Origin of the sequence: Micromonospora sp. M51, from assembly GCF_018070305.1 — a bacterium.
In the GTDB taxonomy this organism is placed as follows: domain Bacteria; phylum Actinomycetota; class Actinomycetes; order Mycobacteriales; family Micromonosporaceae; genus Micromonospora; species Micromonospora parva.
In genome coordinates, this window is record NZ_JAGPXZ010000073.1 from 1 (window position 1) to 13,470 (window position 13,470).

A 13,470-nucleotide genomic window follows, 5' to 3' on the forward strand; every position below is an offset into this window, starting at 1 on the left:
GGTCGAAGGCCCGGCTGAGCGAGGCGGTGAACCCCAGGTCGAACAGCTTGAGCAGACCGAGCAGGCCGAGGGCCAGCCCGGCGAGGGTGGCGACCCACCGGCTTCCGCGCGGCGGCAGGGCGAGCAGGAGGGCGACGGCGAGCAGCGCCTCCAGGGGGATCCGCACGAACGCACCGGGGCTGAACCGGCCGAAGTCGTACGGCAGGGTGAGCACGAGCAGCACCAGCAGCACGGCCAGCAGGGTGACCAGTCGCCCCGCGATGGAGCGGCGCGGCCGACCCTCGGGTGCGGTGCCGTCGGTGGCGGTGGCACCCGTGGCGGCGGGGTCCGGCAGTTCGCCCCTCATCGCCCTCCGTCCCTGGCTCGGCAGCTGACGTACGCGCGTCAAGAGCGACAACCCGGGCATCCTTCCATGATCTTCGTTGGGCGCGGCATCCGGGCGGCTCAGACGCGGGCGATCCCGCGTCGGGCCACGGCGACCGGCCGGTGTTCCGGCCAGGGCAGCCCATCCGTCCTGCCGTGGCCCAGACCGGTCAGCCCCGCGCCCGCGCTCGGGGCGCTGTGGCTCGGCTGGCTGCCCGCGTGCACCATCGCGTCCGACCCGTGTGCAATGCCCGCCCGTTGGTCGGCCGCGTCGTTGGCGACGGCGTGGCGGAGGCGGCGGGTCGTCCACAGCCACCTGACGTCCCGCCCGAACGACTCGACCAGCAGCGCCAGTGACGCCACCAGCACGACTGTCGTCAGCGGACCGGGCAGCGCGTCGCCCATCGCCACCGTCAGCACCACGCCCTGGACCGCGGCGACGACCTTGCGCCAGTAGCGCGGCGGCAACGAGCCGCGCATCCAGCCCAGCACCCAGCTCGCGGCGACGAAGACGTACCGCATCGCGCCGATCGCGAGCACCCAGGCGCCCGTCGAGGGGGTCACGTACAGGCAGAGCACCAGAACGAGGAAGGAGTCGATCTCCATGTCGAAGCGCGCGCCGAGTTCGCTGGACGTCCCGGTGCGGCGGGCCGTGTATCCGTCCACCGCGTCGAGGGCCAGCGCCACGCTGGTGAGGACGACCATCACCGTGACCGGTGCCGGTCGGGTGAACGAGTCCGCGGCCAGGGCCGTCACGCCGCCGACGAGGATCGCCCGGCTCAGGGTCACCCGGTCGGCCGGGCTCAGATCAGGAGCGCCCGCGCGGATCATCCCCCGACTCAGCAGGGCGCACAGGAGCACGCCGTAGACCAGCCCGGCCGCCCACCCGGCCGGGCCGAGGCCGACCGTCTGCGCGAGCACCGCCAGCACGCCGATCTGCGCGAGCAGCCCGATGACCGGACCCCTTCGAACCGTTGACATCGCGCCTCCGTGACTCTGGTGGGTGACCCTGACCGTCATCACGGAAAACATGACCGATCGGTTCATTCTGAACGAGCCTCACCATGTATACGGAGGGACGTGCCCCGTCGGATGCGGATTAGTCGTCGCCGGTGAGTGCAGCCCATCGCAGCCGACGACGCCCCGGACGCGACGACGGGTGTTCAGGTCAGGTCACGTCGGTCGCGGACGAGCCGAGGGCGTGGAGCGTGGCGGTGGTGACCGGGTCGGCCGGGAAGAACGCCTCGACGGCCAGCCCGGAGACGGTGACATCCAGCGGGGTGCCGAAGAGGGTGGTCGTGCTGACGAACGACAGCTCCCGGTCGCCGTGGCGGTAGCGAAGGGGGATGACCACACGCGACAGGGTGTCGTCCTCCGGTGCCGCGACATCGTCGCCGCCGGGATAGCCACGAAGCTCCTGGAGCAGGGCGGAGAGGGCCGCGTCGTCGGTTGCCAGGACCTGCTGGCGCAACCGTCCGAGAAGGTGGCCCCGCCACTGGGAGAGGTTGACGATGCGCGGGGCCATACCGCCGGGGTGCAGGGTGAGCCGCAGGACGTTGACCGGTGGGACCAGGAGGCGGGGGTCGGCGCCGGCGGTGAACAGCGCGACGGCGGGGTTGGCCTCGACGAGGTGCCACTGTCGGTCGACGAGCACCGCGGGGTACGGGTCGTGTCCGTCGAGGATCTGCCGTACGGCTGCCCGCAGCGGGGCCAGTTCCGGGTCGGCCAGCTGGTGGCTGGGGTAGGCGGGGGCGTATCCGGCAGCGAGCAGCATGGTGTTGCGCTCAGCCAGCGGAATGTCGAGCTGCTCCGCCAGCCGCAGGATCAGATCGGGGCTCGGTCGGGATCGCCCGGTCTCCACGAAGCTCAGATGCCGGGCCGACACCCCCGCCTCGATCGACAGGTCGAGCTGACTCATTCCACGAGTTCGACGCCACTCGCGCAGGAGGTCCCCCAGCGGTCGGGCCACTGTCGTCACACCCTGACCCTAGTGACCTCACCTGTGTGCGCCGCTTTACCTGCGACGTAATCGACAGCGCGTACCGGCGCGCGCGACCATCTCCTGGGATGCGGGGAACCACCCGACCGAAACGAACGGAGAGTCATGACCGCGTACGCGCTTGCTCATCTGCGTAAGGCACCCATGCATGCCGAGGTGCTGGAATACCTGGAGCGCATCCAGGCCACCCTCCTGCCCTTCGATGGCCGGTTCATCGTCCACGGTGGGCCCATCGAGGTGCTGGAGGGCGACTGGTCGGGCGATCTGGTCGTCGTCGAGTTTCCGGACCTGATCCGGGCACGCTCCTGGTACCAGTCCAGCGCGTACCAGGAGATCAAGCCCTTGCGGACGAGGCACCTCGCGGGCGAGCTGGTCCTCGTCGAGGGGGTGGAGGCCGACCACGACTCGTCGAAGATGGCCGCCGCGATCCGCCGGGCCGGTGGTCACTGACGTCGGGGTCAGGACCTCGGCAGGGTGAGCACCTCGACGCCGTCGTCGGTGATGGCGATGGTGTGCTCGCTGTGCGCGGTCCGGCAGCCGGTGGCGCTGCGCAGGGTCCAGCCGTCGGGGTCGGTGACGAGCGTGGCGGTGTCGGCCATGACCCATGGCTCCAGCGCCAGCAGCAGCCCCGGAGGCAGCCGGTATCCACGCCCGGGGCGCCCGGTGTTGGAGATGTGGGGGTCCTGGTGCATCGTCGACCCGACGCCGTGGCCGCCGAACTCGGTGTTGATCGAGTATCCCGCCGCGCCGAGGACAGAGCCGATGGCGTACGAGATGTCACCGATGCGTACGCCGGGGCCGGCGGCGGCGATCCCGGCTTGCAACGCGCGTTCGGTCGCGTCGATCAGCGCGACGCTCTCCGGGGGCCGGACGTCGCCGACGATGAAGCTGATGGCCGAATCCGTGACAACTCCCCCCAGTGAGACGGCGAGGTCGAGCGAGAGCAGGTCGCCGTCGGCGAGCGGGTAGTCGTGCGGCAGCCCGTGCAACACCGCGTCGTTGACCGACGTGCAGATGTAGTGGCCGAACGGGCCGCGCCCGAAGGACGGCTCGTAGTCGACGTAGCAGGACTGCGCCCCGGCTTCGGTGATCATGGCCTGGGCCCACCGGTCGATGTCCAGCAGGTTGGTGCCGACCACGCAGCGGCTCTTCAGTGTCTGAAGGATGCCGGCGACCAGCGCGCCGGCCTCCTTCGCGCGCAGCACGTCGGCGGGGCTCAGGATCTCGATCATGCAACGCCTTCCACGAACCAATAAGTATCCCGGCCATATTATCCCGGTACTAGAATCGGAGCATGGTCAGGTTGCCACTCACTCCCGCGGAGGTCGAACGCGGACAGCGCCTCGGCGCCCTGCTGCGTCGCGCCCGCGGAGAGCGTTCGATGCTCCTCACCGCGCTCGACGCGGGCGTCTCGCCGGAGACCCTTCGAAAGATCGAGTCCGGCCGGATAGCCACCCCCGCCTTCCCGACCATCGCGGCGATCGCCGACGTGCTCGGCCTCTCCCTCGACGCCGTCTGGTCGGAGATCAACACGTCGGACGCCGCCGCCAACCTCCCCCGACCGGCGCACGTCGCTGGCGAGCGACTGGCCTCGTAGTCTCGGCCCCACCTCAACGGGACGGGTCGACCGGTGACCGACCACACAGCGCTGGTCCCGGTCGATGACCGACCGGGACCAGCGGGTGGTGCGCTCAGGAGGCGGCGATGCCCTCCATGCCGATGCCGTCGGCGAACTTCGGCAGGCCCTCCACTGTGGTGACGAGTGTCAGCGACCCGTCCTTGCCCACCTCGTAGCCCTGCACGTTGCCGGCGACGGCGTTCTGCACGTACAGGAAGCCGTCGCTGGTGGTCATGTCGATCGACCCGCCGCCGGTGTCGGCGGCGACGCCCTTGACGAGTTCGAGCTTGCCGTGGTCGTTGACCCGGTAGGAGCTGATGGTGGAGGTGCCGGCGTTGGCGGCGAAGAAGTAGTCGCCGACGCGCTGGATCCAGCACGTCGCCTGCTGACCGTTGGGCACCGACGGCCCGATCTGGTCGAGCGCCCCGTCGTCCTCCAGCTCGAACCGGCTCACCGCGTTCGCGCCGGACTCGGTGACCAGCAGCGTGTCGTCGGTGTCGAAGGTGAAGCCGAACGGGGTGTTGCCCGCGTCGCTGATGACCGGGGTGCGCGACAGGTTGCCGTGGCGTCCGATCTCGTAGCTGAACATGACGTTGGCGGCCTTGGTCGAGACCAACACGAACTCGCTGTCCGGGTCGATCTTGACCTGGGCCGGGGCGGTGCCGAACGCGGGCGGGTTGCCGTTGTGCAACCCGAGTGACCGGTTGGCGTCCTCGATCCGGGACAGCCGACCCTTGTGCAGCTCGAAGCCCTGCACCGAGCCCTCGCCACCGGCGTTGAGGACGTAGACGAGGTCGCCACGGGCCGCGACGCTGACCGGCAGCAGGCCACCGGACCAGATGACCTGGAGCTTGTGCAGCCTGGTGCCCTCGACGCGGAAGACAGTGACGGTGTTGCTGCCGGCGTTGACGGCGAACAGCAGCCCCTTGTGATAGGTCAGGGAACCCTGCGAGGCCAGCGCGTCGAGCGGCGCGCCGATGGTGAAGCCACCCAGCCCGCCCGTCTCGTACTCACCCGCCTTGGTGAGACGGCCGTCCTCGTCGCGGTCGTACACCTTGATGGTGTTGCCCTCGGCCTTGTTGGTCTGGACGAAGACCGCGCCCTCGTCGCCGTGGTGGTGATCACCCCCCTTGCGGTCGTCGTGGTACCCGGGGCCACCGCCATCGGCGAGGGCGGTCCCGGGGATCGATCCGATGCTGGTCAGACCTGCCAGGAGGGCTGCCGCGAGTGCGACACTGCGCTTCATCACTGACTCCTCATGCATCCGAAGGGAGGAATACGAGTTTTCCTCTCTTTCGAAAGTTATCGGACCAGCTATCGCAGATCGCCATACTTACCCTAAAGCGGTAATTTCGTGCCGTTCCATGGAATGACCAGACGCACCCACCGGGGGTCAGCTACCCCGCCGCGACCTACGCCCGCTGAGGCCGACGCTCAGCTGGCGTCAGGCCACCACGGTTCCAGGACGGCCGGGTCGGCGACGTACTCCCGCACCGGCGTCCGCTGCTCCGCAGGCAGGGGCAGCGCGCGGAGGCGCTCGCCCCACTCCGGCACCCGATCGTCCTTGTCCAACACGGTCGCCAGTTCGATCAGGGCGGCCAGCGCCATCGCCTGCTCGACCACCGGCGCGTCCTCCGCGCGGCGGCGCATCCCCGAGTCGAGCGCCCGGTAGGCCGCCTGATCGTCCAGCTTGAACTCGCGCAGGATCCGCGCGTTGTCGAGCACCCGGGCCAACCCCGCAAGCTCCTTCGAACCGCCGTACTCCACGTCCTTCGGCTCATCCCGCTGGATGAAGGTGATGGTGTTGCCCGACGGGTCGACGATGCTGAACCGCGACGCTCCGGCCCGGTAGCGGGTCATCCGCGGCAGGCCCTTGACCAGCACCTTGCCGTAGCTGCGGCGCATCGCCTCGGTGAACACCTCGTGGTACGCGGCGACCGCGTCCACCAACACCAGGCAGCCGCCGGAGTGCTCTCTCGCCGGGTCGAGATCCTTCGGCGCCGGCCCGTAGTGCAGGTCGAAGCCGCTCCACCGAAACGCCAGGTACACGTACGGCCTGGTCTGCTCGTAGGTCACCTCGAACCCGAGCGCCCGCCAGAACGCCAGTGTCTGCTCCGGGTCGGCACAGTGCAGCAGCGGCACTGCGGTCTCGTTCGGTTGGACACGGTCCGCATTGGTGGTCATGGTCGCTCCCCGTCCGGTCGACAGGCCGGCCATTGTGCCAGCACCGTCGGACGGCTTCGACGGGTTTCGTCTCCTACCCGGGGAGGAGACGGGCTCCGACCACCGGCCGCGACCAGGGCTCGGGGTCGGACGCGACCGGCGGGCGCGGCCACGAACATCTACAGGCATGACAACCCTGCTGCGCCGGGCGACGCACTGGAATCGCCCAATGATGGTCTTCGTCTCCGCGATGGCGGTGCTCGCCGTCGTCGCGGCGGTCGGCATCCTTGTCGACCCGCGCGTCCTCACCGGAGCGCCGATCTGGCTCAAGCCGTTCAAGTTCGCGGTGTCCTTCGTGCTGTACGGCGCGACGCTCGCCTGGATGCTCTCCCTGCTGCCGCGTCGCAGCCGGGCCGCCGAGTGGGCCTTCACTGTCATCGTCGCGATGGCGGTGATCGAGATGCTGGTGATCGTCGGTCAGGTGGTACGCGGGCAGACCAGCCACTTCAACGACACCACTCCCCTGAACACCGCGCTGTTCGCGGCGATGGGCGCGGCGATCATGGTGCTCTTCCTCGCGCACCTCGTGGTCGGCATCGTGGTGCTGATCCGGCGGATCCCGGACCGGGCGGCTCTGACGGCCGTCGGGTGGGGGCTCGGCCTGTCCCTGCTGGGCATGCTCGCGGCGGTACCGATGGCGCTGCCCATGCAGGACCCGGGGATCGAGGGGATCGGCGGGGCGCACAGCGTCGGCGTGCTCGACGGCGGGCCGGGGTTGCCGATCGTCGGCTGGAGCACCACCGGCGGTGACCTGCGGATCGGGCACTTCGTGGGGCTGCACGCGCTGCAGGCGTTGCCGATCCTGGCGATCCTGCTGAGCCGGTTCGCCACCCGGTTGGACGAGCGCACCCGCGCCCGGCTGCTGGTCGTCGCGGGCGGCGCGTACGGCGTACTCACTGTGTTGTTGACCTGGCAGGCCCTGCGCGGACAGCCGCTGTTGCGCCCGGACGCCGCCACCCTCGTGGCGGTCGCGGCCCTGGTGGTCGCGACGGCGACCGCGACCGGCCTGGTGCTGGCCCGCCGCCGCCCTGATGTGGCGCTGGCCGCATGACCGCGACGCTGTTCGCCCTGACCTTCGCGGTGGCCGCGCCGTTCTGGGCGCTGATGATCCTGCTGCCCCGCTGGTCGTGGACCGCCCGGATCATCGCCTCGCCGCTGATCGTGCTGCCGGTCGTGCTGATCTACGCGCTGCTGGTCCTTCCGGCGTTCGGTGACGTGCTGCCGGCCGTGGCGTCGCCGACCCTGACCGGGGTGCGCGACCTGCTCGGCACCTCCGACGGGGCGGCGGCGGGCTGGGCGCACATGATCGCGTTCGATCTGTTCGTTGGGCGGTGGGCGTGGTTGGACAGCAGGGAACGGGGGGTGCCGGCGCTGGTGATGGCTCCAGTGCTGCTGCTGACCATCCTGCTCGGACCGCTCGGCCTGGCCGCCTACCTCGCGGTCCGGACCCGGTGGCGGCGGCCGGCGACCGCCGCCACCGGCCCGCAGCGCCTAGGCTGACCGTCGTGAGCTGGCTGGTGCGACTGTTCGACCTGCGGGACACACTCGTGCGGATGGTGCTGCTCGACCTCACCGGGTTGTGCTACCTGCTCGTCGTCCCGCACTCCACCAGCACGCCCACGACGGCACAGTGGGTCCTCGCGGTGCCAGCGTTCGCGATGGCGCTGGCGGCGCACCGTCGACCGGTTGTCAACATGGTGGCGCAGGCCGCCCTGCTGGCGGTCGCCATCAGCCTGATCGACGACTTCACCATCAACCAGGTCGGCGCCAGTTGGGCGTTGCTCGAGATGACCATGCGGGCGCGCGGCCCCCGGGCCATCTGGCTGGCCACCGCGCTGCTGGTGGTGGTCGACCTGACCGACTCGATCGGCGACCCGCCACGCCGGTTCGCCTCCGGGGTCGTCGGGCTCGCCGTGGAGGTCGGCGTGCCGGTGCTGCTCGGCCTGGTCATCCGCGCCAACCGGGAGCTGGGCCGGCAGGCCGTGGAACGGGCCCTGGCCGAGCAACGCCAGCACGAGTCGGAGAGCCGCGCGGCCCGCGCCGACGAACGCAGCGCCATCGCCCGCGAGCTGCACGACGTCGTCGCGCATCACGTGGCGTCGATGGTCCTGCGGGTCGGCGTGGCCCGGCACGTGCTCACCGACCCGGACCCCCGGGTGGCCGAGGTGTTCGACGACGTGCACGGCACCGGCACCGCGGCCCTCGCGGAGCTGCGCCGGCTGGTCGCGGTGCTGCGCAACCCCGACGGGGTACGCGGCGACGCGGCGCTGACCGCCATCGAGCCCACCGCGCTGCCGGCGGCGCTCGGCGCGTCCATCGACCGGGCCCGCCAGGCCGGTATCACCGTGGAGGCCGACCTCGACCCGGCGATCGGTTCCCTCGACGCGGTGCGCGGCATGGCGGTGCTGCGACTGACCCAGGAGGCGCTGACCAACGTGGCCAAACACGCGGGAACGTCCGCGCTCGCGCACCTCGTGGTCGCCGTCCGGGACGGCGCGGTGCACTGGGAGGTCAGCGACAACGGCCGTGGTGGGGTGCCGGTGGGCGTGCCGGCCGGCGGTGGGCACGGCATCACCGGAATGCGCGAGCGGGTCGAGGTCCTCGGCGGCCGGCTGGAGGCCGGCCCGACGGAAACGGGGTGGCGGGTGCGGACCGTGCTCCCGGCCAACGCCACCGAGCCGTCGACCCGGTCGCTGCCCCGCGACCGTGCGGCGTCCGCCGGCTCCCCCGCACCGGAGCCGGCGTGATCCGGGTGCTGCTGGTCGACGACCAGCACCTCATCCGGGCCGGGCTGCGCATGCTCTGCGACGCCCAACCCGACATCGAGGTCGTCGGGGAGGCCGACAACGGCCGCGAGGCGATTGCGCTGGCCGGGCGGCTCGTCCCCGACGTCGTCGTGATGGACCTGCGGATGCCCGGTGTCGACGGGATCACCGCGACCAGCCGGATCCTCGCCGACCGTCCCACCACCCGCATCCTGGTGCTGACCACGTTCGGCGACGACGACCACCTGTACCCCGCGTTGACCGCCGGGGCGTGCGGGTTCCTGCTCAAGGACGCGCCCCCCATCGAGCTGCTGGACGGCATCCGCCGGGCCGCCGTCGGTGACAGCCCGTTCAGCCCGGAGGTGCTGCGTCGCCTCGTCCAGCGCGCGGTGCACGCCCGCCCCGACGCCCCACCGGTCCTGCCGGGTCTGACCGCCCGGGAACGCGACGTGCTCGACCTGGTCGCCGAGGGTCTGTCCAACACCGAGATCGCCGACCGGCTCCACATCGGCGTCACCACGGTCAAGACCCACATCACCAGCCTGATGGCCAAGACCGACAGCCCCAACCGGGTCCGTCTGGCGCTGTTCGCTCGCGGCGTCTGACGCGCGGAAGCCGTCCGCTCGCGCCTCTTGACGTGCCGCTGGGAGCGCTCCAAGATCAGCTGGAGCGGAGCCGCACGAACGGCGGGCCGCCCGAGGCGGGTGTGGTGGTCTGTTGCTGGGCGCATTCGGTCTGAGCGAGCTGGAGGAGAAGGTCTACCTGGAGTTGGTCCGGGGCAGTGCCGGGACCGCTGCGGAGCTGGCACCACGGGTCGCGGCCACGGTCGCCGAGCTGGAGCACGCGCTCGACGCCCTCACCCGGGCCGGGCTGGTCCGCGTGGTCGCCGGCCGCGCCGGTGCCGCCCCACCCGACCTGGCCATCGAGTCGCTGCTGAACCAGCGGATGCGCGAGCTTCAGGAGGCGCGGGTCGGCCTGTGGGACTGGCTGCGGCAGCAACGCCCGGCGGACCCGATGGACCAGGACGTCCAGCTGGTGGTCGGTGTTCCCGCGATCATGCAGGCGTTCGACCAGTTCCTGCGCGGGGCGCAGGAGGAGGTGCTCGGCTTCGACCGCCCGCCGTACGCGGCAGTGCTGCAGGACAACCCGACCGAGATCGAGATGCTCGGCCGGGGCGTCGCCTTCCGGGTGGTGTACGACCGGCGGGGGTTGGAACGGCCGGGTGCGGCCGCCCACATCGGCCGGTTCGTCGCCGCCGGTGAACAGGCACGGGTCGCCGCGAACGTGCCCGGCAAGCTCGCCGTCGCCGACCGCCGGGTCGCCCTGATCTCCTTCCCCGCCCGCGCCGACAGCACCGAACCGTGGGCACTGGTGGTGCGGGGCGCCACCTGGGTGGAGGTGCTCGTGGCGCTGTTCACCGAGGTCTGGGACCGGGCCACGCCGCTGCGGCTCGCCCCGGCCAGCGAGGTGGTCGACGACGTCGAGCGGCAGAGCACGCCCACCCTCGTCGACCGGCAGATCCTGTCCCTGCTGATGACCGGGCTGCCGGACAAGGCGGTCGCCTCCCAGTTGGGCATCTCGCTGCGGACGGTGCAGCGGCGGTTGCGGCAGTTGATGGACGCGACCGGGAGCGCCACCCGGATGCAGCTCGGCTGGTTCATCGCCCGCCACGACTGGCTCTGAACCCGGCGGTGGGGGGCCTGCCGACACGGGAGGTGACGGCAGGCCCCGGTGCTCACTTCGTGACCGTCACCGACACGGTGACCGGGGTGGACGCGCCCTTGGCACCGTTGTTGGTGACCAGCAGCGTGGCGACGTACGTGCCCGGTGCCAGGCCGGTGGTGTCCACAGTGACGGCCAGCGTGCCCTTCGCCCCGGCCGGCACCTCGCCGGAGGTGGCGGCGGACAGCCATGGCACGTCGCTGTACGCCGGCAGCGACCCGTCGACGTGATAGACCTTGGCGCCGTACGGCCGGCCGGTCGCGTTACCGAGCACCCACAGGTTGCCCTGCTCGTCCAGGTCCAGCCCGGCCCCGCTGAGCGGGTTCGGGTCCGGGTCGGGCACCGAGGCCAGCGGCAGGCAGGTGGCCGGGTCGAGCGCCCAGATCGACTCCTTGGAGTCCTGGTTGATGCCCCACAACACGTTGTGTTCCTCGTTGAGGGCCAGGCCGGTCATCCACGGGATGGGCGGGGTGCACTCCCCCAGCACCGAGCCGGGCTGCGGGTGCGACAGCCCGGCGAGGTGCCGGATGCGGTTGTCGCCGCTGAGGTAGAAGGTGTCGTCCGAGGCGCGGTAGGCCAGCCCGTAGTAGAGCTTGCCGGCCCACGGCCCGGTGATGGTCTCCTTCACCTGCAGGGTGTCCGGGTCGAAACACACGATCGGCAGGTCCCCGATGAACGACATCTTCGGCGCGCACATCAGGTCCCGGCTCGCCACGTACGCCATGTCCGAGGGCCAGCCGTCGATCGGCAGCACACCCTTGGCCAGTGACCGGCCGTCGGTGCTGAAGCGCTGCAACTGCCCGAACAGGTACGAGTTGGAGACGATCAACTCGCCGTTGCGGTAGCCGACGCCGTAGGCGTTGTAGAGCTCCTTGAGCGGGAACGAGCTGAGCTGCCGGCCGGGGATGCCGGTCGGCGGGGTGGGCGAGTTGATTTCCCGGGCCAGCCAGGTGGCCGGCAGGTCACCCCGGTTGGTCAGCGTCACCGTCGCGGTCCGGGTCGCCCCGGCGCGGGCGGTCACCGAGATCGCGTTCCTGTTGGCCAGCAGCAGCGGCGTACGCAGCGCCAGGTCGTGCGTGACGACCGTCGACTCGACCACGTCGACGGTGCTCCCCGGCAGGTCGTAGCCCGGTTGCAGCGCGGTCACCGTGACCGGTCCGGCCGGCGCCTCCAGCTGGTAGAAGCCGTCCGCGTCGGTGGTAGCGGTGACCGGCTGCGGGGCGTCGGCGGACTCGACCCGTACCGTCGCGCCGGCCAGCGGCTGACGGTCGTTCGCGTCGCGCACCGTGCCCCGCAGCAGGCCCCGACCGGCCACCCGGAAGGTGACCGCGTCGCCCGCGTCGAGTGCCTGCTCGTCGCGCGAGTAGGTCAACGCGTCGCGGCCGGTGGCGTCCTCGATGCCGACGGTCGCCGAGCCGCCGGCCCCCGCCGCGGTGGTGGCGAGCTTGCGGTACTGGATGGTGACGGTGCCGTTCTCGCCGAGGCGTACCTGCACGTCGATCCGGTTCTTCGGCGCGCTCTTGAGCGCGGCCCGGTTCCAGCTGACCACGAACTGTCGGGCCGTGCCGGTGCCGGACACCCTGGTACGCACCGTCGAAGCGTGGTCCAGGATCAGGTCGTCCCAGAACGCGTAGACGGCCGGCGCCGAGACCGCCGGGGCGGGCAGCGGACCATTGTCGCCGACCGAGATGCTCGTGTCGACGCCGAGGGTCAGGTAACCGTCGGTGTGCACGGTGAGCCGACGGTAGGTGCTGCCGTAGAAGGTCATCGGGAACGGCAGGTCGACGGCCCGGCTCGCGGCGTCACACCGGTGAGGGCGAGCACGCTGCCGCCGTCGACCCACTGCGCGGTGGCCGTCCCCGCCTGGTAGCCGTGCCGGTCGGCCTTCGCGGCGAGCGCCACGTCCACCGTCTGCGGCCCGTCGACGCTCAGCGCGACAGTCTTCGGTGCCAGCCATCGGCCGTACTCGACCAGCAGGTCGTAGTCGGCCTCGGGCAGCATCCCGGTGTAGTGACCGTCGGCGTCGGTGACGAATGCCGGGAACGTCTCCCCGGCGAGCGCCAACCGGGCGCCCACGACCGGTTTGCCCGCCGGGTCGGTGACCCGACCCTGGATCGCCTGCCACGGCGCGGGCTCGGACAGGTCCACGGTCAGGTTGGTGGTGCCGCTGGTCGACACGGTGATGCTCTGCCGTACGGTCCGCCGCGCGAAGAACGACGCGGTCAGGGTGTACTCCCCGGCCGGGACCCGACCCAGTTGGACGGTGCCGCGCGCCTCGGTGCGGGCGGTGCGGGTGACCAGCGCGGAGGTCAGGGTGATCTTCGCACCGGAGAGCACGGTCCCGTTCAGCTTCGCGTGCACCACGACGCCGCCGAGCTGCGCCGCCGAGGCCTGGGTCACCAGGTCGTACGCGTCGAGCCGACCCTCGCCGTAGACGTTGTTGTCGGCCGGGGTGCCACCGCACTGAAGGTCGTTGACGTCGTGCGCGGTGCGGTCCAGCAGTTCCCGGGTGGTCGCCAGGTCGCGGCGCAGGTTCGGCACCGCCGACCACGCCAGGGCGACCGCGCCGGCGACGTGCGGCGCGGCCATGGAGGTGCCGTCGCTCATGCCCCAGTCGCTGCCCGGCACTGACGAGAGGATGCCCACCCCAGGGGCGGTGATGTCCGGCCGTACCGCGTCCTCGCGGCCCGGCCCACGGCTGGAGAAGTCGGCGATCACACCGGTGGAGTCGGTCGCGCCGACGGCGTACGCCAGCGGGTTGGTGGCCGGGTGCCCCGCCG

At 71.4% G+C, this 13,470-nt stretch carries 14 protein-coding genes and 1 pseudogene; 7 read left to right on the plus strand and 8 right to left on the minus strand.

Translation table 11 applies throughout. The annotated features are described in order from the left end of the window. The 3 genes and pseudogenes from KBX53_RS06630 to KBX53_RS06640 form a co-directional block, all read right to left on the minus strand. A pseudogene (locus tag KBX53_RS06630) lies at positions 1 to 346 on the minus strand (sulfatase); the annotation flags it as partial. Between the two features lie 98 nt (positions 347 to 444). Continuing rightward, on the minus strand, positions 445 to 1,344 hold the full coding sequence (locus KBX53_RS06635; RefSeq protein ID WP_210858153.1) for a CDP-alcohol phosphatidyltransferase family protein: 900 nt from the start codon (positions 1,342 to 1,344) through the stop codon (positions 445 to 447). 187 nt (positions 1,345 to 1,531) lie between these two features. Then, positions 1,532 to 2,341: a helix-turn-helix domain-containing protein gene (locus KBX53_RS06640; protein ID WP_210858154.1), complete on the minus strand. Its 810-nt coding sequence runs from the start codon at positions 2,339 to 2,341 to the stop codon at positions 1,532 to 1,534. A 126-nt stretch (positions 2,342 to 2,467) separates the two neighbouring features. Between KBX53_RS06640 and KBX53_RS06645 the strand changes: the two genes are divergently transcribed. Further along, on the plus strand, positions 2,468 to 2,812 hold the full coding sequence (locus KBX53_RS06645) for a DUF1330 domain-containing protein (RefSeq protein ID WP_030337066.1): 345 nt from the start codon (positions 2,468 to 2,470) through the stop codon (positions 2,810 to 2,812). An 8-nt stretch (positions 2,813 to 2,820) separates the two neighbouring features. Here the strand turns inward: KBX53_RS06645 and map are convergent, their stop codons facing one another. Continuing rightward, positions 2,821 to 3,594, minus strand: a complete 774-nt coding sequence (gene map, locus KBX53_RS06650) for a type I methionyl aminopeptidase (RefSeq protein ID WP_210858155.1) — start codon at positions 3,592 to 3,594, stop codon at positions 2,821 to 2,823. 62 nt (positions 3,595 to 3,656) lie between these two features. Between map and KBX53_RS06655 the strand changes: the two genes are divergently transcribed. Beyond that, positions 3,657 to 3,959 carry a helix-turn-helix domain-containing protein gene (locus KBX53_RS06655; RefSeq protein WP_030337069.1) on the plus strand — a complete coding sequence of 101 codons (303 nt, stop codon included), beginning with the start codon at positions 3,657 to 3,659 and terminating at the stop codon, positions 3,957 to 3,959. 94 nt (positions 3,960 to 4,053) lie between these two features. Here KBX53_RS06655 and KBX53_RS06660 read toward each other — a convergent pair whose 3' ends face one another. Then, positions 4,054 to 5,226: a beta-propeller fold lactonase family protein gene (locus KBX53_RS06660; protein ID WP_051708823.1), complete on the minus strand. Its 1,173-nt coding sequence runs from the start codon at positions 5,224 to 5,226 to the stop codon at positions 4,054 to 4,056. A 188-nt stretch (positions 5,227 to 5,414) separates the two neighbouring features. After that, positions 5,415 to 6,164: a glyoxalase gene (locus KBX53_RS06665; RefSeq protein WP_030337071.1), complete on the minus strand. Its 750-nt coding sequence runs from the start codon at positions 6,162 to 6,164 to the stop codon at positions 5,415 to 5,417. Positions 6,165 to 6,330: 166 nt separating this feature from the next. Here KBX53_RS06665 and KBX53_RS06670 point away from each other — a divergent pair, with 166 nt between their 5' ends. The 5 genes from KBX53_RS06670 to KBX53_RS06690 all read left to right on the plus strand — a co-directional run bounded on the left by KBX53_RS06670 (position 6,331) and on the right by KBX53_RS06690 (position 10,651). After that, positions 6,331 to 7,254: a hypothetical protein gene (locus tag KBX53_RS06670; protein ID WP_030337072.1), complete on the plus strand. Its 924-nt coding sequence runs from the start codon at positions 6,331 to 6,333 to the stop codon at positions 7,252 to 7,254. Beyond that, a complete protein-coding gene (locus tag KBX53_RS06675; protein WP_030337073.1) occupies positions 7,251 to 7,703 on the plus strand; it encodes an ABA4-like family protein in 453 nt (150 codons plus the stop codon). The genes KBX53_RS06670 and KBX53_RS06675 overlap by 4 nt, the downstream gene beginning before the upstream one ends. A 5-nt stretch (positions 7,704 to 7,708) precedes the next feature. Beyond that, positions 7,709 to 8,950 (plus strand): sensor histidine kinase, encoded by a 1,242-nt coding sequence (locus KBX53_RS06680; RefSeq protein ID WP_081884117.1) that lies wholly within the window; start codon positions 7,709 to 7,711, stop codon positions 8,948 to 8,950. Further along, positions 8,947 to 9,573 carry a response regulator transcription factor gene (locus KBX53_RS06685; protein WP_030337076.1) on the plus strand — a complete coding sequence of 209 codons (627 nt, stop codon included), beginning with the start codon at positions 8,947 to 8,949 and terminating at the stop codon, positions 9,571 to 9,573. Before KBX53_RS06680 ends, KBX53_RS06685 begins: the two co-directional genes overlap by 4 nt. A 112-nt stretch (positions 9,574 to 9,685) precedes the next feature. Beyond that, positions 9,686 to 10,651 carry a helix-turn-helix domain-containing protein gene (locus KBX53_RS06690; RefSeq protein WP_051708824.1) on the plus strand — a complete coding sequence of 322 codons (966 nt, stop codon included), beginning with the start codon at positions 9,686 to 9,688 and terminating at the stop codon, positions 10,649 to 10,651. 52 nt (positions 10,652 to 10,703) lie between these two features. On the opposite strand, the gene KBX53_RS06695 is transcribed toward KBX53_RS06690, so the two are convergent. After that, positions 10,704 to 12,458: a carboxypeptidase-like regulatory domain-containing protein gene (locus KBX53_RS06695; RefSeq protein WP_210858156.1), complete on the minus strand. Its 1,755-nt coding sequence runs from the start codon at positions 12,456 to 12,458 to the stop codon at positions 10,704 to 10,706. Then, the coding region (locus KBX53_RS06700) for a carboxypeptidase regulatory-like domain-containing protein (RefSeq protein ID WP_210858157.1) at positions 12,455 to 13,470 on the minus strand (1,016 nt) is incomplete at its 5' end. The genes KBX53_RS06695 and KBX53_RS06700, both read right to left, overlap by 4 nt.